The 19,712-nt window shown below is 73.4% G+C and carries 22 protein-coding genes; 5 read left to right on the forward strand and 17 right to left on the reverse strand.

The window, feature by feature from the left end; genetic code table 11:
* Positions 1-7 precede the first annotated feature (7 nt).
* The 3 genes from ACLV7J_RS01450 to ACLV7J_RS01460 all read right to left on the reverse strand — a co-directional run bounded on the left by ACLV7J_RS01450 (position 8) and on the right by ACLV7J_RS01460 (position 2,464).
* Positions 8-1,180, reverse strand: a complete 1,173-nt coding sequence (locus tag ACLV7J_RS01450) for an HD domain-containing phosphohydrolase (RefSeq protein ID WP_411867346.1) — start codon at positions 1,178-1,180, stop codon at positions 8-10.
* Positions 1,181-1,268: 88 nt separating this feature from the next.
* On the reverse strand, positions 1,269-1,685 hold the full coding sequence (locus ACLV7J_RS01455) for a LexA family protein (protein ID WP_411867574.1): 417 nt from the start codon (positions 1,683-1,685) through the stop codon (positions 1,269-1,271).
* A 185-nt stretch (positions 1,686-1,870) separates the two neighbouring features.
* The gene (locus ACLV7J_RS01460) at positions 1,871-2,464 is read right to left on the reverse strand and encodes a PCC domain-containing protein (protein ID WP_411867347.1); all 594 of its coding nucleotides are present in this window, start codon (positions 2,462-2,464) and stop codon (positions 1,871-1,873) included.
* A gap of 84 nt (positions 2,465-2,548) precedes the next feature.
* Here ACLV7J_RS01460 and ACLV7J_RS01465 point away from each other — a divergent pair, with 84 nt between their 5' ends.
* Positions 2,549-3,100: a hypothetical protein gene (locus ACLV7J_RS01465; RefSeq protein WP_411867348.1), complete on the forward strand. Its 552-nt coding sequence runs from the start codon at positions 2,549-2,551 to the stop codon at positions 3,098-3,100.
* 37 nt (positions 3,101-3,137) lie between these two features.
* Here ACLV7J_RS01465 and ACLV7J_RS01470 read toward each other — a convergent pair whose 3' ends face one another.
* The 12 genes from ACLV7J_RS01470 to ACLV7J_RS01525 all read right to left on the reverse strand — a co-directional run bounded on the left by ACLV7J_RS01470 (position 3,138) and on the right by ACLV7J_RS01525 (position 14,590).
* Positions 3,138-3,572, reverse strand: a complete 435-nt coding sequence (locus ACLV7J_RS01470) for a 23S rRNA (pseudouridine(1915)-N(3))-methyltransferase RlmH (protein ID WP_411867575.1) — start codon at positions 3,570-3,572, stop codon at positions 3,138-3,140.
* 7 nt (positions 3,573-3,579) lie between these two features.
* Positions 3,580-4,686, reverse strand: a complete 1,107-nt coding sequence (gene fmt, locus ACLV7J_RS01475; protein ID WP_411867349.1) for a methionyl-tRNA formyltransferase — start codon at positions 4,684-4,686, stop codon at positions 3,580-3,582.
* A gap of 2 nt (positions 4,687-4,688) precedes the next feature.
* Positions 4,689-6,083: a TldD/PmbA family protein gene (locus tag ACLV7J_RS01480; protein ID WP_411867350.1), complete on the reverse strand. Its 1,395-nt coding sequence runs from the start codon at positions 6,081-6,083 to the stop codon at positions 4,689-4,691.
* Between the two features lie 2 nt (positions 6,084-6,085).
* Positions 6,086-7,558, reverse strand: coding sequence for a TldD/PmbA family protein (locus ACLV7J_RS01485; RefSeq protein WP_411867351.1), 1,473 nt, complete (start codon positions 7,556-7,558; stop codon positions 6,086-6,088).
* 189 nt (positions 7,559-7,747) lie between these two features.
* On the reverse strand, positions 7,748-8,833 hold the full coding sequence (gene acsF / locus ACLV7J_RS01490; protein ID WP_411867352.1) for a magnesium-protoporphyrin IX monomethyl ester (oxidative) cyclase: 1,086 nt from the start codon (positions 8,831-8,833) through the stop codon (positions 7,748-7,750).
* Positions 8,834-8,976: 143 nt separating this feature from the next.
* A complete protein-coding gene (locus ACLV7J_RS01495; protein WP_411867353.1) occupies positions 8,977-9,432 on the reverse strand; it encodes a DUF2996 domain-containing protein in 456 nt (151 codons plus the stop codon).
* Positions 9,433-9,522: 90 nt separating this feature from the next.
* Positions 9,523-10,107 carry a hypothetical protein gene (locus ACLV7J_RS01500; protein WP_411867354.1) on the reverse strand — a complete coding sequence of 195 codons (585 nt, stop codon included), beginning with the start codon at positions 10,105-10,107 and terminating at the stop codon, positions 9,523-9,525.
* 9 nt (positions 10,108-10,116) lie between these two features.
* Positions 10,117-10,755, reverse strand: coding sequence for a flavin prenyltransferase UbiX (locus tag ACLV7J_RS01505; RefSeq protein ID WP_411867355.1), 639 nt, complete (start codon positions 10,753-10,755; stop codon positions 10,117-10,119).
* 4 nt (positions 10,756-10,759) lie between these two features.
* Entirely contained in the window at positions 10,760-13,042 is a 2,283-nt protein-coding gene (locus ACLV7J_RS01510) for an RNB domain-containing ribonuclease (protein ID WP_411867356.1), read from the reverse strand.
* A gap of 276 nt (positions 13,043-13,318) precedes the next feature.
* A complete protein-coding gene (locus tag ACLV7J_RS01515; RefSeq protein WP_094589513.1) occupies positions 13,319-13,627 on the reverse strand; it encodes a TMEM165/GDT1 family protein in 309 nt (102 codons plus the stop codon).
* 80 nt (positions 13,628-13,707) lie between these two features.
* Positions 13,708-14,013, reverse strand: coding sequence for a TMEM165/GDT1 family protein (locus ACLV7J_RS01520; protein WP_411867576.1), 306 nt, complete (start codon positions 14,011-14,013; stop codon positions 13,708-13,710).
* 205 nt (positions 14,014-14,218) lie between these two features.
* The gene (locus tag ACLV7J_RS01525) at positions 14,219-14,590 is read right to left on the reverse strand and encodes a YkgJ family cysteine cluster protein (protein ID WP_411867357.1); all 372 of its coding nucleotides are present in this window, start codon (positions 14,588-14,590) and stop codon (positions 14,219-14,221) included.
* A gap of 126 nt (positions 14,591-14,716) precedes the next feature.
* Between ACLV7J_RS01525 and psb30 the strand changes: the two genes are divergently transcribed.
* Positions 14,717-14,824: a photosystem II reaction center protein Ycf12/Psb30 gene (gene psb30 / locus ACLV7J_RS01530; RefSeq protein WP_094589557.1), complete on the forward strand. Its 108-nt coding sequence runs from the start codon at positions 14,717-14,719 to the stop codon at positions 14,822-14,824.
* A 169-nt stretch (positions 14,825-14,993) separates the two neighbouring features.
* Here psb30 and recJ read toward each other — a convergent pair whose 3' ends face one another.
* A complete protein-coding gene (recJ, locus tag ACLV7J_RS01535) occupies positions 14,994-16,919 on the reverse strand; it encodes a single-stranded-DNA-specific exonuclease RecJ (protein ID WP_411867358.1) in 1,926 nt (641 codons plus the stop codon).
* Between the two features lie 211 nt (positions 16,920-17,130).
* On the opposite strand from recJ, the gene ACLV7J_RS01540 reads away from it, so the two are divergent.
* From ACLV7J_RS01540 to ACLV7J_RS01550, 3 genes are all read left to right on the forward strand, one after another.
* The gene (locus ACLV7J_RS01540) at positions 17,131-17,907 is read left to right on the forward strand and encodes an HAD-IA family hydrolase (protein ID WP_411867359.1); all 777 of its coding nucleotides are present in this window, start codon (positions 17,131-17,133) and stop codon (positions 17,905-17,907) included.
* Positions 17,904-18,248 (forward strand): DUF565 domain-containing protein, encoded by a 345-nt coding sequence (locus tag ACLV7J_RS01545; RefSeq protein ID WP_411867360.1) that lies wholly within the window; start codon positions 17,904-17,906, stop codon positions 18,246-18,248. Before ACLV7J_RS01540 ends, ACLV7J_RS01545 begins: the two co-directional genes overlap by 4 nt.
* An 80-nt stretch (positions 18,249-18,328) precedes the next feature.
* Complete coding sequence (locus ACLV7J_RS01550; RefSeq protein WP_411867361.1) at positions 18,329-19,252, forward strand: hypothetical protein; 924 nt, start codon at positions 18,329-18,331, stop codon at positions 19,250-19,252.
* Here the strand turns inward: ACLV7J_RS01550 and rpmF are convergent.
* Positions 19,216-19,392: a 50S ribosomal protein L32 gene (gene rpmF / locus ACLV7J_RS01555; RefSeq protein ID WP_094589526.1), complete on the reverse strand. Its 177-nt coding sequence runs from the start codon at positions 19,390-19,392 to the stop codon at positions 19,216-19,218. The genes ACLV7J_RS01550 and rpmF overlap by 37 nt on opposite strands.
* Positions 19,393-19,712 lie beyond the last annotated feature (320 nt).

The raw sequence follows: 19,712 nt of genomic DNA on the forward strand, positions 1-19,712 counted from the left end.
TCTCGCCTCAGTCGGTCAGGGCATCCTGGTGGCGGTCGCCGATGGCGGCCACCTCCTCGGCATGGCGCTCGATCGCGGCCACGCAGTCGCCGTCGAGCTTGCCGGCGGCCACCAGCCGGTTGAGCTCGGTGCAGGCCTCCGCCACCGACCAGGCCGGCTTGTAGGGCCTCCGGCTGGTGAGGGCATCAAACACGTCGGCCACGGCCACGATGCGCGCCTCCAGGGGGATCTGCTCGCCCCGCAGGCCCCGGGGGTAGCCGGAGCCGTCGAGCTGTTCGTGGTGGCCGCCCACGATGGCCCGCAGCACGTGGGAATCGGGCAGGTCCTGCAGGGCGAACTCCCCCAGGATCTTGTCGATGATCTCCAGGCCCAGGGTCACGTGGCTTTCCATGATCTGGCGCTCCTCGGGATCCAGCCGGCCCGGCTTGAGCAGGATCCGATCGGGGATGCCGATCTTGCCGATGTCGTGCAGCGGCGCGAACAGGAACACGTGCTCGATGAACTCATCGCTGAGGCCGTGGGAGGGCGCCAGGTCGCGGGCGATCAGGCGGGAGGTGTGGGCCATCCGGTCGAGGTGGCCGCCCGTCTCGAAGTCGCGAAGGTGGGCGAAGTCGCGCGCCACCTGGGCTGAGGCCATGATCGAGCGAACGGCATTGAGCTCGTTCGAGATCGTCATGTTGATCAGCCGGGTGAACAGCTCCAGGTTGCGCTGCACGATCGGCGTGAAGGCCGCCAGCTGGCAGGAGTCGTAGAACACGAAGCCGATGAACTGCCCCTGGTCGGTGAGCGGCACCGTGAGGGAGGAGCGGTAGCCCTGCTCCAGCAGCCAGTTGGAGTGGAGGCTGTTGGGTTTCACCGCGGCCTGGATGTCGTCGATCACCCGCGGCCGGCCGCTGCTGGCGATGGCGCTGAGGGAGGCGCTCTCCTTCAGGGGGAATTCGTAGCCCTTGATCGCCTCGCCGCTGCGGGTGCTGTTCACGAAGGTCTTGAGCCGATCGCTGTCGTCGTCGTAAAGCACGCAGGCGATGCGATCAATGGAGGGCACCATCTCCAGCAGCTGGTCGTGCAGCTGGGAGAGCCGATCGTTCAGCAGGCGGCTCAGCTCCTCCTCGCCGGTGTGCACCACCTGGGAGCTCGAGCCCGGGATCGCGTTGAGGGTCAGGGCGATCGGATTGGTCATGCTGGCGTTCCACCTGTGGCGGCCCTACCCCTCCAAGGTAGGGAGATGCTCCGAATGGCGCAGCGGCCGGCGCTGGCGGGCCGGGGGCTCAGAGGGCGTGGATCACGTGCACGGCCACGCCCCAGATCAGCACCTCGCCGCACTGCTCCAGCTCCAGGGGTGGATAGGCGGGATGGGCGGCCTCCAGCCGCAGCCGGCCCTGGCAGCGCACCAGGCGCTTGAGGGTGAAGGCCCCGTCCAGCACGGCCACCACCACCCGGCCGGGGCGGGGATCGAGGCTGCGGTCCACCACCAGCAGGTCGCCGTGGTGGATGCCGGCGCCGGTCATCGAGTCGCCGCTCACCCGCAGGAAGAAGGTGCTGCTGGGATGGCGGATCAGCTGCTCGTTGAGGTCGATGCCGACCTCGATGTAGTCGTCGGCGGGGCTGGGGAAGCCGGCGGCCACGCTCTCACCGGCCAGGGGCAGCCGCAGCGGAAGGGGCGGCGGCGTGCGCGCCGGCAACAGGCCCGGTGGAAGTCGCTCCGGTGGGCACAGGCCTGGCGGGAGCGGTCCCGGCGGCAGCCGGTCTTGTGGCAGTCGGTCTGGCGGCAGCTGGTCTGGCGGCAGGACAGCGCCCATCGGGCCCGCAGCAACGCACTCACCAGGCTAGTTCATCTGTACTGATGGATCGTGGGCGCGTGGGCGGGCGCTCAGCGCAGGCCCGTCAGCTCGCCGCGGCCGTGGCGTTCGGCCAGGGCGTCGTAGCCGCCGATGAAGACGCCGTCGATGAACACCTGGGGCACCGATCCCTCGGCCCGGGGCTCCACCAGCGCATGGGGGATGCCGAGGGTGCGCAGCATGCGCAGGGCCCGCGCCGAATAGGGACAGCCCGGCCGCACGGCGATCGCCACCCGCGGCTGGCCGGTGGCCGGGGCGGATTGGCCCGCTGCCGGTGCGGGTTGCTCCGCCGGCGCCGGCTCCGCCAGCACCCCCACCAGCAGGTCCGCGCCCTTGAGCACCAGGCTGCCGGGCTCAAGGTGGCCGCCCCACACCTGGCAGTCGCCATCGGAGAAGCTCAGGTGCAGGTGCACCCCCTCGGGCCCCACGGTGCCCTGCAGGCTGATGATCTCGAAGTCGCCCTGCAGCACGGTGGGGCCGCCGGGCCCCGGGCACTGGAAGGCCACCTGCGACAGGTTGCCCACCACCCCGAGCACGAAGCCCGGCGCGTTCTGCGCCCGCCCCAGCTGCACCAGGCTGCGGTGCAGGTCGCTGCCGGGGCCGAGCTTCAGCGGCACGGGACGCATGGAGGGGCAGGGCGATCGGCGTGCAGCAGCCTAAGCAGCGCCAGACTCGCGGCCCCGCCGCCGTCCGCCCCCGCGCGCCCGCCCATGACCCAGCTGCAGCTCAGCACCCTCGCCGGCTGCGGCCTGGCCATCGGCGCCTATCCCCGCTTCCGCTACGACGCCCGCGGCGGTGGCGGCCTGGGCCGGCTGGCGGCGGCGACGGGCCGAGACCCCCAGGCCCTGTGCTTTGAGCCGGCGGGCCTGCGGATCCCCGACCTCGATGGCCGCACCACCCGCTGGCTGGGCCTGCCGCTGCCGCCGGGCCTGGCGATCGCCATCGCGCCGGAGCAGCTGGAGGGCCAGCTCGATCCCGCCAGTGGCCAGCTGGAGCTGCGCTTCCGGGCCCGCTTCCGCTTCCGGATCGGCGCGCTGGTGCAGGCCCCCGACCTGCTGATCGACGCCCAGCTCGGCACGGGCCCTGTGGTCAGCCGGCGCCACCGGGCCGAGGGCCAGCCCCTCGATGCGGAGGGTCAGGCGCTGCTGGTGGGGGTGGCCACGGTGCAGCCCAGCGGCGCGGCCTGGCTGGATCGGTTTCTGGGCCTGCCCGATGAGGCCCTGGCGATCCTGCGCTGCCAGCTCGGGCCCTGGGCTGGCTGAGCTCAGGCCCCAGGGTTCAGGCCGCTGGGTGCAGGCCTCAGGCCTTGTGGTACGGGCCGCCCTGCTGGATCGTCTGGGCGCGGTAGAGCTGCTCCACCAGCAGCAGCCGCGCCAGCTCGTGGGGAAAGGTCATCGGCGAGAGGCTCAGCAGCCAGCGGGCCCGGGCCTTGAGGGCAGGATCCAGGCCGTCGGCGCCACCGATCACGAAGGCCAGCCGCTCCGAGCCCAGCCCCTCCAGTCGCCGCGCCAGCGGCACCGAGCCCAGCAGGTCGCCCTCCTCGCTCAGGCCGATCAGCTGTTCGTCGGGCCGCAGGGCCGCCAGCACCGCCTCCGCTTCCCGGGCCGGTGTGGAGTCCTTGAGTTCCACGATCTGCAGGCCCGGCAGGCGCTTGAGGTAGAGGGCCAGGCCGTCGCTTACCCAGCGCTTGCGCAGCTTGCCCACGGCGAGCACGCGGATCCGGGCGGGGTTCAGCACCGCCTCAGCCGGCCTCGAGGTCGCCCAGGCGATCGCCCGGCTGGGCCCCGAGCTGCTGGAGCAGGGCCTGGCCGGCGCTGGCCCGGCGGCCCTCCAGCTGGGCCTCGCGGATCAGCACCGGGCAGCCGCCCGTGGCCACCACCAGCCCGGTGCCCTCCGCCACCGCCAGCACCGTGCCGGGGGCCGGGGCCGTGGGCGCGGCGTCTTCGCCAGCGGCCGGGCTGCCGCCACCACTGGCTTCTGCGTGCGTTTCCAGCGGCGTCCCCGCCGGCAGGCCCCAGCGCTCTGCCAGGGCGGCGGCCTCCGGGCTGAGCTGGTCCGCCAGGCGCCGCACCAGCGGCTCGGTGGCCAGCAGCTTGAGGCGCTGGCCCTGCCAGCTGGTGTGGGCGCCGGGGTAGAGGCCCATCACCCGGCGGTGCACCGCCAGGCCGGAGGCGCTCCAGTCGATGGTGAAATCGGCTTTTGCCAGCAGGCGGGCATAGGTGAGGCCCTGCTCCGGCTGGGGCCGCACCCCCAGCCGCGCCAGCCGCTCGGCCTCCGGCCCCGGGCCGGCCGCTTCGATCCGGGGCAGGGCCTCCACCAGCAGCTCGCCGGTGAGCTGGGCCAGCCGGGCCCCCAGCTGCTGGGCGTTCTCCAGCAGGCCGATCGGGATCGCCCGCTCCAGCAGCACGGGGCCCGTGTCCAGACCCTCCTCCATCGCCATGATGCCCACGCCCGTTTCGGCGTCGCCCTCGATCAGGCTCCACTGGATCGGGCCGGCGCCGCGCCAGCGGGGCAGCAGCGAGCCATGGCCGTTCCAGCAGCCGAAGGCGGGCTGGGCCAGCACCTCCGGCGGCAGGATCTGGCCGAAGGCGACCACCACGGAGATGTCCGCCCCCAGGGCGGCCAGCTGGGCCTGGAGCTCCGGCTCGCGGCGGATCCGCTGCGGCGTGATCACCGGCAGCCCCAGCTCCAGGGCCCGCGCCTTCACCGGCGAGGGCAGCAGCTCCTTGCCGCGGCCCCGGCGCCGGTCGGGCTGGCTCACCACCCCCACCAGCTCATGGCCGGCGGCCGCCAGGGCCTCCAGGCTGGGCACGGCGTAGGCCGGCGTGCCCCAGAACAGCACCCGCATCCTCAGGCGTCGCCGGTCACCGACAGGCCCTCGACCCACACGTGGGGGCAGAGGCCGTCGGGGGTGACCTTGGCCTCCCCCTCGAAGCCGACGATGGCGTTGAGCAGGGTGCGGATGTCGCCGGCCACGGTGGCCGCCTCGATCGAGCGGGCTTCGCCGCCCTGCACCAGCCAGCCGTCGAAGGGCAGCGAGAAGGAGCCCTGGCTGGCCTTGACGCCGGCATGCAGCGCCGAGAGGGAGTCGATCCACACGATCGGCTCAGGGGCGCGGAAGCGATCGAGGCCCTGTTGGCCGCCGCCGCTGCCGGGGGTGGGGCCGATCTCGAACCAGTCGGGACCCACCGACACCTTGGCCCCCAGGCCCGCGTGGCCGGTGGGGGCCACGCCGAAGGCCCGGGCCGTGGCCTCGGAGTGCAGGAAGTTCTGCAGCACGCCGCCCTCCACCAGGGCGAGGCGGCGGGTGGGGGTGCCCTCGCCGTCGAAGGCGGAGGCGCCGATGTTGCCCGGGTGCAGGCCGTTGTCGTGGATCGAGAGGAACGGCACGGCCAGGGGCTGGCCGATCGACTCGCGGTTGCTCAGGCTCACCCCGTCCAGCACGGCGCGGGCATTGAACAGGCTGCTGAAGGCGCCGATCAGATCGAGGAAGGCCTCGGGGCTGAACACGCAGGTGTAGCGGCCCGTGGTGATCGGGGCGTAGTCGAGGTGGCTGATGGTGCGCTGGGCGGCCTCGTCGATGCAGCCGGCGATGTCGAGGTCGGCGGCGCCGTAGGCCAGGCGCACGGCGCCGGCGCTGCGGGGTTTGCGGCCCGTCTCCTCGGCCCGGGCATAGAGGTAGACGCTGGCGGTGCTGAGCCGCTGCTGGCGGCTGGCGCCGGCGCTGTTGAGGTAGAGCCGCTCGCTGCTGCGCTCGGCCAGGCCGTTGTAGGGCACCGTGGCGATGGCGCTGTGGCGCCCCAGCAGGTCGGCCTCGGCGCCCTTGAGGGTGTCCAGCAGCCGCAGGATGCCCTGGGGGTCCTGCAGGGGCTGGTGCAGTTCCTGCAGCGGCGCCGTCGCCAGCGGCGAGAACTGCGGCGTGTCGTCGGCGTTGCCGAAGGCGCTGGCGTCCCGGGCGCCAGCGAGGGCCTTCTCCAGGCCGGCCTCCGACAGGTCCGAGGTGCTGGTCACGCCCACCAGGCCGTCGTCGTTCCAGACGCGGATGGTGATGGAGCTGCGCTGGGCGCCCTTCATCTGCTTGGCCTCGCCCCGGTCCACCTGCACCGAGGTGTCGGTGCTGCAGGCGGCGCCGAGGTCCCACTGGCGGATGCCGGCGCTGGCGGCCAGGCGCTCCAGGCTGGTGCGCAGGGCCTGGGCATCGAGGCCCTGGCCCACGCCAGGGGTTGCGGTCACGGTCGACGTCATGCTCAGCGGCCTCCCACGGTGATCGAATCGACCTTGATGTGGGGCTGGCCCACGGTCACGAAGATGCTGCCGCTCACCGAGCCGCAGAAGCCGGCGGCGAGCTCGAGGTCGTTGGCGCACATGGAGATGCGCGGCATCACCTCCTTGGCCTCGCCGATCAGGGTGGCGCCCTTCACGGGCTTGGTGAGCTGGCCGTTCTCGATCAGGTAGCCCTCCTCCACGGCGAAGTTGAACTGGCCGGTGGGGCCGACGCTGCCGCCGCCCATGGCCTTGCAGTAGAGGCCCCGGTCCACCGAGGCGATCAGCTCTTCCGGCGTGTGGGGACCGGCGGCGATGTAGGTGTTGCGCATGCGGCTGGCGGCCGCGAAGGTGTGCCCCTGGCGGCGGCCGCTGCCGGTGCGGGCATGGCCCGTGCGCCGCTCGCCGGCCCGGTCGGAGAGGAAGCGCTGCAGCACGCCGTTCTCGATCAGCACCGTGCGCTGGGGCTCCATGCCCTCGTCGTCCATGGACAGGGAGCCGAAGGCGCCGTCACTGAGCCCCTCGTCGATGGCGGTGACGGCCTCGTGGGCGATGGCCTCGCCCACCTTGCCGGCGAACGGGGTGGTGCCCCGCTCCACCTGGGTGGTTTCCAGCAGGTGGCCGCAGGCCTCGTGGAAGATCACGCCGCCGAAGCGGTTGGCCAGCACCACCGGCAGCTGGCCGGCCTCCACGTAGTCGGCGTAGAGCATGGTGCCGGCGCTCTCGCACACCTCCTGGGCGGAGCCGTCGGCGTTCCACTCGCGCAGGTCGTCGGGGCGGCCGGAGGTGCCGTAGCGGCGCCCCACGCTGGAGCGGTGCTCGCCATCGGCCGCCAGCACGTTCAGCCCCACTGACTGGTGCAGGCGGATGTCGCGGCCGAAGGTGCCGTCGCTGGCGGCCACCAGCACCTCCTGCCAGTCGCGGGCGTAGCTGCCGCGGCGCACCTGCAGGTGGGAGCCGTGGCGCTCCAGCAGGCCGGTGCCCTCCAGCAGCCTGCCGGTGGCCTCGCGCAGTTCGGGGCAGCGGCGCAGCCAGTCTTCCTTGGCAGCGGCGAAGTCCCGCAGGTCGGCCAGGCCCTCGAAGCCGCCCGCCAGCGCCGTTCCGGCCAGGCTGGGCAGCTGCAGACCGAGCATGCCCAGGGCCTGCTCCAGGGCCCGCCGCAGGCCGGCGTCGCTGAGGTCGTTGGTGCTCACGAAGCCGTCGCGCTCGCCGCGGAACACGCGGATGCCGGCCCCCATGCCGAAGGCGGGGCTGACGCTGGTGATCGTGTCCTGCTCGGCCAGCACGCCGAGGTGGTCGGTGCGCTCCAGGAACAGCTCCACCAGGTCGGCGCCGGCGGCGCTGCCGCTGGCCAGCAGGCTCTCCAGCCGCGGCCGCCAGGCGGCATCGAAGCGCGGGGGAGCGCCGGGATCGGGGCTGGTGGTGCCGGGTCCGGCGCTGGTGGCTGAAGCGACCAAGGGGCTGACGGGCAGTGGGGTTTGGGGGTGGAGCTCGGCGGGTGCAGCGCGGGGCTGGACCCGGGGGGCTCGGCTCTCGACGACGGTCCTAGCAAGAAGGCCCCGGCCGCAGGGGCCAGGGCCTCGAGAACAGCGCTGCTGCAGGGGTGCTCCGGTGGGTCCGGCAGGCTGCCGCTGCGCTGCGGCAGGTCAGCGCACGGCGGGCTGGAACTGCTCGCTGCGGATCGGGGCCGTGAGGAACAGCTTGGCCATCTCCAGGCCGTTGGCGGCCCAGTAGGGCAGCTTGCGCAGCAGCTTCAGGGGAGCGGGGGCGCTGCTCTGGTCGGCCTCGGCCAGGGCCTGGTTGTTGGTCACCAGGCGCTCCAGGCGCTCGTAGAACTTGGGGTGATCCACGTTCAGCACCACCGGGAACACGCGGGCTGAGGTCTCGTTGGTCTTGGCGATCACGTACTTGTCGTACTCGCGGGCATCGAGGCCGAGGGCTTCGTAGAACTCCTTGCGGGCCACGTCGCGCACATACATGGTGGCGAACACGGCCAGCAGGAAGAAGCGGCACCACAGGCGCGCCTGCAGACCGGTGACGGTCTTGGGCTGGGCCTTCATCAGAGCATCGAAGAAATCGCCGTGGCGGTTCTCGTCCTGGCACCAGTTCTCGAAGAAGTTGAAGATCGGGAAGATCTTGCTGTCGGGGTTCTTCTCGAGGTGGCGGAAGATGGCGATGTAGCGCCAGTAGCCGATCTTCTCGCTCAGGTAGGTGGCGTAGAAGATGTAGGCCGGCTTGAAGTAGGTGTAGGCCTTGCTGGCGGTAAGGAAGCCCAGGTCGAGCTGCAGGCCGAAATCGCCCATGGCCTTGTTGAGGAAGCCGGCGTGGCGGGCCTCATCGCGGGCCATGTGGGCGAAGCACTCGGCCAGCAGCGGGTTCTTCTCCTTGATGCGGCGGCTCAGCTCCTTGTAGAGCAGGAAGCCGGAGAACTCGGAGGTGCAGCTCTGCTCCAGGAACTCAATGAAGACCTTGCGGGTCTCGGGGTCGAGCTTGTCGGCGGCCCCTTCAAATTCCTCGTTGCGGACGAAGTGGTGGCGGTTGTAGTCCTTGCGGAACTCCTCGCAGATGGCCTCCAGCTCCGCCTCGTTGGGGCGGAGATCCATCGCCGCCATGGCGTCGAAGTCCGTGGTGTAGAAGCGCGGCGTCAGGATCGTGTCCTTGACCGGATCCTTGACGGCCGGCGCCTCAGGCGTGCCGAGGGCGGGTGTGGCAACGGCGGCGGGGGGCACCATCGGGATGCGCAGCTACGGGCGTGGGAGCCATCGTAGGTGGGGCGGGGGCTCAGACGCCGGACTGTGAAGCAAGCCCGGCAGGCGGGCCGGCGCCGGCGGGGCCGCTGCTGCGGGCCCCCGCCCAGGCCGACGGGTGTTGGGGCTCAGTTGGCGCCCAGCCACTTCTGGCCGTTGAGGCGCTGCACCAGCCGGGACACCAGCAGGGCCAGGGTGGTCTTCTTCTCGTCGATCAGGAACGACTCCAGCAGGCTCGGCTCCGCCCCCGCCTCGGCCACGGCGATGGTCTTGGAGGAGCTGATGGAATCGCTGGTGAAGCAGAGCCAGAAGCGGCGGGCGCCCGGCAGGCTGCCGATCACCATCCAGCAGTTCGCGCCCACCACGGGCATGGGCCCCTGCTCGAAGCGCAGGTCCACGGCCGGCCCGCCATAGGCCTGGATCTCCTGGGCCAGGGCCGGGATCAGCAGCTGGGGCACGAACTCGGCGAAGGGCCGGTCCTCCGGCGCGGGCGGCTTCTCCTTGGCCGCCGGCTTGACGGCGGCGGCCGCCTTGGGCTCGGGGACCGCCGGGGTGTCGGGGGCGGGGCTGGCGGAATCGGTCACCGGAGCGGGCCTCGGGCTTAACGCTGGTGCGGACTCTAAGGACCCCGGCCCTCGATTCTGGTTTGGCAAGCCGCGTCCGCGGCCTGATCCCTACCAGTCGTCGCTGCCGGGCTCATCCCAGCCATCGCCGGTGCTCACCACGCTCGCCCCGGCCGGGGCCGTGGAGCGGCGGCCGGCCGGGGTGCCCGCGGAGGCCGCAGCGCTGCTGGCCGGGCCGTCAGGCCGCGCCGAGCCCGCGGAGCCCCGGCGCAGGATCCGAAAGGGCACCGAGACCGTGGGAGGGGGATCGCCGGGGGCGCGGCTCGGCCCGGCCCAGCCCTCCGCGGCCGGGGTGGGGCCGCCCCAGCCGTCGCGCCCCGCCGGACCGGCACCGTCGTCCTCCGGCCAGGCCTCCGCCTCCCGCCGGCGGCCGAACACCTCGGCCACCGGGCGGCGCCGGAAGGGGCCGGGCTGGCCGCCGCCGCCGCCGCCGCTGCGCAGGGCCAGGGCCGTGGCGCCGGCGCTGAGGGCCCCACCCCCAGCCGCCGCCAGGCTGATCCAGGCCCCCAGGGGCCAGGCGGGCGTGCGCCACACCAGCAGCTGCAGCGCCGCCCAGGGGCGGGGGTTGAGGGCCCCCACCAGCAGCGCCGCCAGCAGGGGCGCGAGCAGGGGCAGCAGCAGCAGGCGTTGCAGCACGGGCCGGATTCAGGCGTGGGGACGGGCCAGGGGAACGGGTCCCTGCCAGCGCTGCAGGGCGCCGAGCTCGAAACCGAGGCAATCGAACACCCGGATCACCAGAAAATCCACCATCTCCTCGATCGTGGTGGGCCGGTGGTACCAGGCCGGCACCGGCGGGGCGATGCGGGCGCCCGCCTCCGCCAGGGCCGTGAGGTTGCGCAGGTGGATCAGGTTCCAGGGGGTCTCGCGCGGGCAGATCACCAGGGGGCGGCCCTCCTTGAGGTGCACGTCCGCCGCCCGCTCCAGCAGGTCGGTGGCCACGCCGGCGGCGATGCGGCCCACGCTGCCCATCGAGGCGGGCAGGATCACCATCCCCTTGGTGCGGAAGCTGCCGCTGGCGATGCCGGCGGCCTGGTCGTTCCAGCGGTGGCAGCGCAGGCTGCCGGCCGTGGTGCCGGTGCGCTCGCGCCAGAAGACCTCCTGGGCCTCAGGCTCGCTGGGCACCCGCAGCCCCAGCTCCGCCTGCCACACGCCGATGGCGCCGCGGCTGGTGACCATCTCCACCCGCTCGCCCGCCTCCAGCAGCAGCTGCAGGGCCCGCTGGGCCAGGGGCTGGGCGGAGGCGCCGGACACCGCCAGCACCACCGGATCACCGGCGGCGTCCATCGGTTCAGGCCTCGTCGGAGTCGCTGGATCCGGGCTCCTCGCCCGCGTCCGCGTTGTCCAGGTCGCCCTCCGGCAGCACCACCTCGAGGTCGATCTGGTGGCGCAGCACGTCCACCTTGCGGATCACCACCTCCACGCTGTCGCCGAGCATGTAGGTGCGGCGGTTCTTGCGGCCCACCAGGCGGTTCTGGCGCGAGCGGTACTCGTACCAGTCGTCCTTGAGGGAGCTCACGTGCACCAGGCCCTCCACCTCGGTGGGGGGCACCTCCACGAAGAATCCGTAGCTCTGCACGCCGCTGATCACGCCGGTGAGGGTCTGGCCCACCTGGGGCTCGGCCTGGCGCGCCTGGGCCATGGCCACGGCGTCGTTGCGCAGCTCGGCGGCGAAGCGGGAGCGGGCGTTGAGGCGGTGCAGCAGCGCGGCGCTGCGGCCCTCCTGCAGCGGCGTGATCTGGCTGGGGGCCAGCAGCGGCCAGTCGATGGCGCCGTGGCTGGCGTCGCCGGCGATGTCGACCCGGGTCTTGTGGCGCACGGAGGGGCGGTCCTTGCCCTCGGTCAGCAGCAGCACCAGCAGGTGCTGGTTCCACAGGTCGGCGTAGTGCAGGCCCGGGCAGCTCCAGGGGGCGAAGGCCAGCGGCTCGCCGGCCAGCATGTTGGGGCCCGGCGCATCGGCCAGCAGCACCGGCTGCAGCGGCTCCCGCAGCTGCTGCTGCAGCACCCGGCGGCGGTCGGTGGCGGCGAAGGCCACGGCCAGCTCCTGGGCGGTGGCGTTGCCGTCGGCGGAGAGTTCCAGGGGGATCTCCAGGGCTAGGGCGGCCTTGGCCACTTCATTCACGGCCTCGGGGTCGGGCTCGGCGTTGGTGGCGAACAGGCCCGGCAGCTCCAGGGCGGCGAAGTGGCGGCCCAGGGCCCGGTGGGCCGGCAGCACCAGCTCCCGCAGCAGCCCCATGGGTGAGCCGGCATCCAGGCTCACCAGCCAGCCCTCGCGGCTCTCGTCCGGTTCGGGGATGGCCAGGTCTCCCAGGCCGGCGATGGCGGGCAGGGGCAGGTCGAGCTCGATGGAGCCGGCCGCCAGCCGCTGCTGGTGCAGCAGGTCGGCCAGGGCAATCAGCTGCTCCAACAGGGGCAGCTGGTCCTTGAGGGCCTTGAGGGCGGCCGGGGTGGTGCGGGCCTTGGGCTTGCGCTCGGCCAGGGCCTGCAGGGCCTTGTCATCCACCAGGGCGTCGGGGCGGATCGTGCTGCGGCTGAAGCGGTAGTGCTCCAGGGCGCCGTCTGGGCCGATCTCCAGCGCCACCGAGAGGGCCGCCTGGGCCTCGCCGGCCTTGAAGGCGGCCGCCTTGGTGAGGGCGGGGGTGAGCAGGGGCAGCCAGCGCTCGCCCACGCAGAGGGCCTCGCCCTGGTCCCGCAGGACGAGGTCGAGGGCGCTGCCGAAGCCCACCCGCTCGGCGATGGCGGGGGCGTGCAGCCATAGGCGCTGGCCGCTCTCCGTCGTCTCCAGCGACACGGCCGGCAGGATCGGGGCCTCGGCGCCGCTCCAGCCCTGCAGCAGCAGGGTGGGCAGGGCGGTGAGGTCGTCGCGCTCCTTGTCGGCCGGGGCCTTGAGGGTGGCGCGGGGGGCGGCGGGGCGGTCGCGCAGGCCGTGCTTGGTGAGCAGCAGGTCCAGAGCGGCTTCGGGGCCGGCGTTGATGGCCAGGCTGCGGGCCACGTGGCCCTGGGGCGGCAGCTGGCCCACCGGGTAGCGGTCCACCTTCACCTCCACCACCGCCTCGCCCTCGGGCTTGAGGTGTTCGGCGTCCGCGGCGGGCAGCTCCACGGTCGTCAGCAGGCGGTCGTCGAGCGGCACCGCCACCAGGCGCTCGTTCTGCTGCTCCACCTGGGCCAGCAGGCTGGTGGTCTGGCGTTCGAGGATGCACTGCACGCCGCCCTCGGGGGAGCGGCGCCGGCCGCCCTCGCGGGTGACGCGCACCAGCACCCGATCGCCGTTCCAGGCGTGGTTGAGCTGGTGGTCGCGGATGTAGATGTCCTCGCCGCCGTCGTCCCGCAGGGCGAAGCAGAAGCCCTTGCTGCTGCAGCGCAGCCGCGCCTCGATCAGGCCTTCGTCCTGCACGCGGCCGACGCCGTCGTCGCTCTGGGTCAGCACGCCCACCTTGGCCAGGGCGGCCAGGGCGATCGCCAGCTGTTCCTTCTCGCCCTTGCCGGACAGGCCCAGGGCCTTCTCGAGCTTGGCGACGGCAAGCGGCTCCTCGGCGGGCAGCTGGTCGAGCAGGTCGGCGACCGTGAACTTCATGGGGCGCGAAGGGGAGGCGAGGGGGAAAGCGGCGCTGGCGGGCTGGCCCGGCCCTCAGCCCTGGGCGGTGCCACGCCACGGCGCGGCTCGCGGGGTGCGGGATCCAGGGGAGCGGGTGCCACCCAGCGGCTGCAGCGGAGCTGCGGCGACGGTTGCGGCGGAGCTGGCAGGGCCGTGGGCAGCGGAACTGCTGGGGCCGGTGGCAGCAGGAGCCCCCGCGATCACCCGGGTGGAGAGAGAGGTCTCCGGGCGCGGTAGTGGGTCCTGACTCTGACTTTAGGCAGTGGGCGGTTCGCTGTCTGCGGCTTCCGCCTGGCCCGCCTTGATCACCAGCCGGATGCCGATCACCAGGAAGCCCAGCGAGGCCGCCAGCTGCAGGGCATTGGTGGGGATCACCGCCGAGAGCGACCCACCGGCGCCGGCCCCCAGCAGGCTGGCCAGCACCAGGGCGCAGGAGCTGCCGGCGAACACGGCGCCGCTGCGGCTGGAGGTGCCGCTGATGGTCACGATCGCCAGCTGGGTCTTGTCACCCAGTTCGGCGAGGAACACGGTGGCGAAGGTGGAGGCCAGGAGGGGCAGCTGCACGGGGCCGGAGCGGAGGACGGACGGAAGGGGACTGGATGGGGTGGGGGGGCGCGAGTGGGTGACGCCGACGGTCGGCAGCCTCAGCCCACCGGCAGCGCGCCGGGCAGGCCGGACGGCAGCAGCGTCAGCACCGCCTGGCGGCCAAGCCACAGGCCCAGGGCGATCATCAGGATGCCGGCGCCGCGCTCCAGCTGGTGGGGCGGCACCACCCGCGACAGCCAGCGGCCCAGCACCACCCCCACCAGGCTGGAGCTGATCAGCGCCAGGGAGGCGCCCACGAACACCAGCACCGGCCGGCCCGACTCGGCCGAGAGCAGCAGGGCCGCCAGCTGGGTCTTGTCGCCCAGCTCGGCCAGGAACACCGTGGTGAAGGTGGTCAGGAACACGGCGCCGAAGCTGCCGGCCTTGGTCTCGTCGCCGGCGGTTCCGGGGGTGGCGTGGTCGGCCCCAGTGGCCTGCTCGGCGGCCTGCTCAGCGGCGCTGGCGGCCTCGGCGGCCTCGGCGGCCTGTGGCTCCGGCGGGTCGGCGGCTTGGGTCATGGCTGGGGCAAGGGGGCTGGCGGGCTCGGTCGGCAGGCTCCGGGGGCCGGGCTCAGCCGGCGGCGTCGGGGGGCTGGCGGATGGCCTGCTCGAAGCGACGCATCACCATGCCACGGCCGCCGTGTTCGCAGCGGATCTGCTGGCGGCAGCAGGCGATGGCGAAGGCGTTGCGCTCCGCCTCGGGCACGTCGAACAGCACCCCCAGGTTCTCCACCCGGCAGAACGCGGGGCGCTCGTCATAGATGCGGCACTGGCTCGAGCCGGTGTCGAAGTGCAGGCACCAGCCATCGGGGCCCACCATTGCCAGGTACTGCTCCTGCTGCTCGGGCGAGAGGGCCGCCAGGGCCTCGTTGCGCTCGCCCGGATCGAGCCGGCAGCAGGAGCCGCAGCCACTGATGCAGCGCCAGGTGAGGGACTCACTCATGGCCGCCCCTGGCCGAGGCCTGCTGCCTGTGACAAGCCGTCACAGAGCCACCGCGGCAGCCCGAGAGCGGGGGCCGGCACCCCGTAACCTTGCCCACAACCTGTGCAGCCGCTGCGCCGCTTCTCCATGGGAATCGACTTCCATCTGATCGCCAACTTCGCTGCCCTGTTCCTGATCACCATTGCCGGCCCGGCGGTGATCTTCATCCTCTTCTACCGCCGCGGCGCCCTCTGAGCTCCACAGCTCTCAGCACCTGAACCCCCCGGCTGCCGGGGAGTTCGCTGTCCGGCCCGTTCCCTCCAGGGAGCGGGCTTTGTCGTGCTGGGGGCCTGCGCTCGGGCCCTGTGCTGGCGCCCTGCTGGGGCCTTCTGTGCGCGCCTCGGGCTGACCCTGACGCCGCCCCTCAGGCGGCGAGGCCCAGGGCCAGGGCCGCCTCCTGCAGCAGCGACTGCAGGTAGGGGTGGTCTCCCCGGGGGTGGTCGGCCTGCAGGCCGCCGCCCTCGCCATCGGGGCGTCCCCGCAGCTCCTCGCCGGCCGCGTTGCGGATCACCAGCTCCTCCCCCTCACGGCTGCACCAGTAGGTGCGGTCGCGGCGCTGCAGCCGCACCGTGTCGCCGCCGCTGGGGCGCAGCCCCACCAGCTCCAGCTGCAGGCGCTCCTCCCCCTGCCAGCGGTTCAGCCGCAGCCGGTAGGCCACATCCACCCGGGGCGGCAGGCGATCGCCACCCTTCCAGCGCCAGGCGATCGCCCGCACCCGCGTCTCCCCCTGGGCCAGGCTGAGCTGCAGGTGGCCGCCCCGCAGCTCCTTCTGCTGCACCACCCGGCAGTCCGCGCTCCAGAACACCGGCGCCGGGTGGCCGCTGCCGAAGGGCTCCAGCCGCTGCAGCTGCTGCCACAGGGCCCGATCGATCCGCTCCAGGGGCAGCAGCGCCTCCGGCTCCACCAGCACCGCGGCGCCCCGCTGCTCCAGCCACTGGCTGGCCAGCCCATTGAGCGCCTCGTGCAGCTCCGCCACCCGCTCCGCCCGCACCGTGAAGCCGCCGGCGGCCGGATGCCCCCCGAAGCGCTCCAGCAGGTCCCCGCAGTGGGTGAGGGCCCGATCCACCGCGAAGCCGCGGGGGGCCCGCACGGAGGCCCGCAGCCGGCCGTTGCCCTCGCTGGCCAGCAGGGCCACCGGCAGGCCGAAGCACTCCACCAGGCGGGCGGCCACGATGCCGATCACCCCGTGGTGCCAGTGGTTCTGGGCCAGCAGCAGAAACGGGCTGCGCTGCTCGCCATCCGCCAGCACCAGGGCCACCGCCTCCGCCTCGATCGCCTCGCACAGCTCCCGTCGCTGGCGGTTGAGGGCCTCGCACTCCCGGGCGAGCTCCAGGGCCTTCTCCCGGTCGTCGGTGGTGAGCAGCTCCACCACCAGGGCGGGATCCCCGAGCCGGCCCACGGCATTGATGCGCGGTGCCAGCTGGAAGCCCACCGCCCCCGCATCGAGGGCGCCCTCCTCGAGGCCGGCCAGCTGCTGCAGGGCCTGCAGCCCCGGCAGGGGGCTGGCCTTGAGCCGCGGCAGCCCGTCGATCAGCCAGCGCCGGTTCACCCCCTCCAGGGGCGCCATGTCGGCGATGGTGCCGATGCAGAACAGGTCCAGGGCCATGGCCAGGTCCTGGCCGGAGCCCTGGGTTTCCGCCAGGGCCCGCGCCAGCACGTAGGCCAGGCCCACCCCCGCCAGGCCCCGGTAGGGCGAGCCCTCCGGGGTGCAGGCCGGGTGCAGCAGCGCCAGGTAGGGCGGGCGTTGCTCCGGAATCGTGTGGTGGTCGGTCACGATCACGGCCACATCCAGCTCCCGGGCCCGCTCCAGGGCCTCCCGGGCGGCGATGCCGTTGTCCACCGTCACCAGCAGGCCGATCCCCTCGCCCGCCAGCCGCTCCACCATGGCGGCGTTGAGGCCGTAGCCGTCGTCCTGGCGGCTGGGGATGGCGGCCACGGGCCGGGCACCGAGGCGCCCCAGCAGGCCCACCAGCAGGGCCGTGCTGGTCATGCCGTCGGCGTCGTAGTCGCCGCAGATGGCCACGGCCTCGCCGGTCTGGCAGGCCCGCTGCAGGCGCGCCACGGCTGGGGCCAGGTCGGGGAAGTGGTCGGCAGGATCGGGGGCTGCGGGCGGATCCAGCAGGGTGGCGATCGCCTCGGGGCTGCTGAAGCCCCGGCGGATCAGCAGCGCCAGCAGTGGCTCACACAGGCCCAGGGCGCGCAGCGGCTCCGCGATCGCCACGGGGGAGGGCAGCTGCCAGTGCTGCTCGCTGGCCTCGGGGCGGACGGCGGGGTTTGACACAGGGTCCATTGTGCGCGGCCGCTCGGGGGGCGGCGATGTGTTGCCTCGGCCGGAGCGGGATCGGGGGGCGAGAACGGGGGCCGGGAGCGGTGGGCTTGGGGGCTGTCTCCGCTGGCTCAGGGTTCCCGCCACGCAGTCGCCCGACCGCTGCCCCCCTGGTCCACGCCTGGCCGCTGCCTACCCTCACCTCCTGCCACCACGCCCCGGATCCTGCGCCGCCATGTCCGTCACCCCGGCCCCTCCAGCGCTGGCGGCCCTGCTCTGGGACGTGGACGGCACCCTGGCCGAGACCGAGCTCGACGGCCACCGGCCGGCCTTCAACCGGGCCTTTGCGGAGCTGGGCCTGCCCTGGCACTGGGATGAGCCCACCTACCTGGAGCTGCTGGCCATCAGCGGCGGTCGGGAACGCCTGCGCCAGTTCCTGGCCGAAGCCGAGGGCTCCCCGCCGGCTCCCGCCCTGGTGGAGGCCCTGCAGGCCGCCAAGCAGCGCCACTACACGGCCCTGATGGCAGCCGGAGCGCTGACGCTGCGGCCGGGGGTGCGTCAGCTGCTGGTCGAGGCGGCGGCGGCGGGCCTGCGCCAGGTGATCGTCACCACCAGCGGCCGGGCGGCGGTGACGGCACTGCTCCAGGCCCTGCTGCCGGAGCTGGCCGGCGGCTTCGCCTTTCTGGTCTGCGGCGAGGATGTCGCCCGCAAGAAGCCCGACCCGGAGGCCTACCAGCTGGCCCTGGAGCGGCTGGGGCTGCCCCCCGGCGCGGCGCTGGCCATTGAGGATTCCGGCAATGGCCTGGCGGCGGCCCGCGCCGCTGGTCTCGCCACCCTGGTGACCCGCAGCCGCTCCAGCGCGGCCGAACCGAGCCAGGCCTTCACCTCCGCCAGCGCCGTGGTGGACCAGCTGGGTGCGCCGGACAGCCGCCTGCGGGTGCTGCACGGTCCCGCTTGCCCCCAGGGCCGGGTCACGCTCTCCTATCTGCAGCAGCTGCTGGGGCGGCCATGACCCGATTGCCGGTTCGGGCGACGCGCTTTGAGCGCCTGCAGCGGCAGCTCGCCGCCGGCCTGTTCGGCGCCTTCCGCGGCCCCTGGCGGCGCCGCAGCCTGGGGCTGCTGGCCCTGCTGCTGGGGCTCTACTCCGGCAACAACCTCACCGTCTACTGGCTGGTGAAGCTCGGTCCGCGGCCGCCGGTGGTGCTGAGTCTCGTGGTGCTTCTGGAAGTGGTGGTGCGGCTGCGCACGCGGGCGGTGAAGGGCGAACCGGGCCTGGGCTGGCTGATGGCCGACAACCTGCGCATCGGGCTCGTCTACGCCCTGGTGCTGGAGGCCTTCAAGCTGGGCTCGTGAGCGGGGTCGGCATGGCGACGGTGGTCTCCGGTGAGTCCGGCCAGCCAGGACAGGGGCCGCAGCCGCCCCTGCCACAGCCGATGCACCAGGACGTTCAGCAGCCTTCCGAACGGCGGCGGGAGCGCTTCATCGCGGCCCTGCTGGATCGCTGCACCGCTCTGGTGGCGGCGGGTCAGCGGCCGGTGCTTGGGCTCAATGGCCCGGTGGGGGCCGGCAAGAGCACCCTCAGCCGGCTGCTGCGACAGCGGGCCCAGGACCGCGGCCTGGCCCTGGCGATCGCCTCGATCGATGACGCCTACCTGCCCTGGCAGCAGCGCCTGGAGGCCATGGCCGCCAACCCCTTCGGCGTGAACCGGGTGCCGCCCGGCAGCCACGACCCCGGGCTGCTGGCCTCGGCAATCGCCGCCTGGCGGGCCGAACCCGCCGGCCTGGCCTCCCTGCAGCTGCCCCGCTTCGACAAGACCCTGCGCCAGGGCCTCGGCGATCGTTGCGATCCCTGGCACGGCCCTGCCGACGCCCTGCTGCTCGAGGGCTGGCTGGTGGGCTACCGGCCCCTGGGCCCTGGCCTCGCGGAGGCTCTGGCTATAGGTGACGCCTTGGCGGGCCTCAGCCCGGAGGAGCGCCGGGCCCTACCCCGCTGGGATCAGGCGCTGCAGCCCTACCAACCCCTCTGGGACGCCCTCGACGGCCTCGGCCTGCTCTGGCCCTGCCGCTGGGAGCTGCCGCGGCGCTGGCGCTTCCAGGCCGAGGCGCGGCAGCGGCGGGCGGGCGGGGGCTGGATGCAGCCCAAGGCGCTGGAGGCCTTGATACGGGCCAGCCTGGCCTCGCTGCCCCCGCTCCTCTACGGGCGGGCGCTGCTGGGCCAGGCTGATCGGGTGATGCTGCTGGATGGCCGGCGCCGCTGCCTGTGGGAGGGCAGTGGCGCCGAGGCCATGGGCCAGCGTTGGGCTCAGATGGGGGCGAGGGCTCAGGCCTCGTCGCCGTCCTCTTCAGCCACGGGATAGACGAATCCCTGGGCGCGACCGCTCAGCACGGCCTTGCCGATCGAGAGGGCTTTCTGCGCCGCGATGGCAGCTTTGCCTTTCCAGGTGGCGTGGCGCTGGTTGCGCTTGCCCTTGGAGGTTTTCTTCTTGGGAACAGCCATCCCGCTCGTGATCAGCCAAACAATGATCTTCCGTTGCCGCCCTCCCTTTCGTCAAATCGCTAAGCTCTTCCGAGAAGCAGAGCCCAGTGAGCACCGGCGTTTCCCCGTCTTCCCAGGGCTGGGCCATCGCCCAGGCCGTGCCTGCCCCCGGCTCCAAGGCCCCCGCTGCTGCAGCTCCTGCCGCAGCCTCCCCTGACGCCGCAGCCCCGGATGCCGTTGCGGCGCCTCCTGCCGTCCGGCCCGCCACCGAGCCCTCCACCGAGCCCGCCACTGAGCCTGCAGCCCAGCCGCCCGCCCAGCTCCAGGCCCCGGCCAAGCCC

The organism is Vulcanococcus limneticus LL (genome assembly GCF_943369875.1).
Classification (GTDB): Bacteria; Cyanobacteriota; Cyanobacteriia; order PCC-6307; family Cyanobiaceae; genus Vulcanococcus; species Vulcanococcus limneticus_A.

Bases quoted from the DNA above. Each gene is read 5' to 3' on its own strand.
- psb30 (WP_094589557.1), top strand. From the start codon at position 14,717: ATGGGAATCGACTTCCATCTGATCGCCAACTTCGCTGCCCTGTTCCTG.
- acsF (WP_411867352.1), bottom strand. From the start codon at position 8,833: ATGGTGCCCCCCGCCGCCGTTGCCACACCCGCCCTCGGCACGCCTGAG.
- rpmF (WP_094589526.1), bottom strand. From the start codon at position 19,392: ATGGCTGTTCCCAAGAAGAAAACCTCCAAGGGCAAGCGCAACCAGCGC.
- ACLV7J_RS01540 (WP_411867359.1), top strand. From the start codon at position 17,131: ATGTCCGTCACCCCGGCCCCTCCAGCGCTGGCGGCCCTGCTCTGGGAC.
- fmt (WP_411867349.1), bottom strand. From the start codon at position 4,686: ATGCGGGTGCTGTTCTGGGGCACGCCGGCCTACGCCGTGCCCAGCCTG.
- ACLV7J_RS01545 (WP_411867360.1), top strand. From the start codon at position 17,904: ATGACCCGATTGCCGGTTCGGGCGACGCGCTTTGAGCGCCTGCAGCGG.
- ACLV7J_RS01460 (WP_411867347.1), bottom strand. From the start codon at position 2,464: ATGCGTCCCGTGCCGCTGAAGCTCGGCCCCGGCAGCGACCTGCACCGC.
- ACLV7J_RS01550 (WP_411867361.1), top strand. From the start codon at position 18,329: ATGCACCAGGACGTTCAGCAGCCTTCCGAACGGCGGCGGGAGCGCTTC.
- ACLV7J_RS01525 (WP_411867357.1), bottom strand. From the start codon at position 14,590: ATGAGTGAGTCCCTCACCTGGCGCTGCATCAGTGGCTGCGGCTCCTGC.
- ACLV7J_RS01465 (WP_411867348.1), top strand. From the start codon at position 2,549: ATGACCCAGCTGCAGCTCAGCACCCTCGCCGGCTGCGGCCTGGCCATC.
- ACLV7J_RS01450 (WP_411867346.1), bottom strand. From the start codon at position 1,180: ATGACCAATCCGATCGCCCTGACCCTCAACGCGATCCCGGGCTCGAGC.
- ACLV7J_RS01510 (WP_411867356.1), bottom strand. From the start codon at position 13,042: ATGAAGTTCACGGTCGCCGACCTGCTCGACCAGCTGCCCGCCGAGGAG.
- ACLV7J_RS01505 (WP_411867355.1), bottom strand. From the start codon at position 10,755: ATGGACGCCGCCGGTGATCCGGTGGTGCTGGCGGTGTCCGGCGCCTCC.
- recJ (WP_411867358.1), bottom strand. From the start codon at position 16,919: ATGGACCCTGTGTCAAACCCCGCCGTCCGCCCCGAGGCCAGCGAGCAG.
- ACLV7J_RS01480 (WP_411867350.1), bottom strand. From the start codon at position 6,083: ATGACGTCGACCGTGACCGCAACCCCTGGCGTGGGCCAGGGCCTCGAT.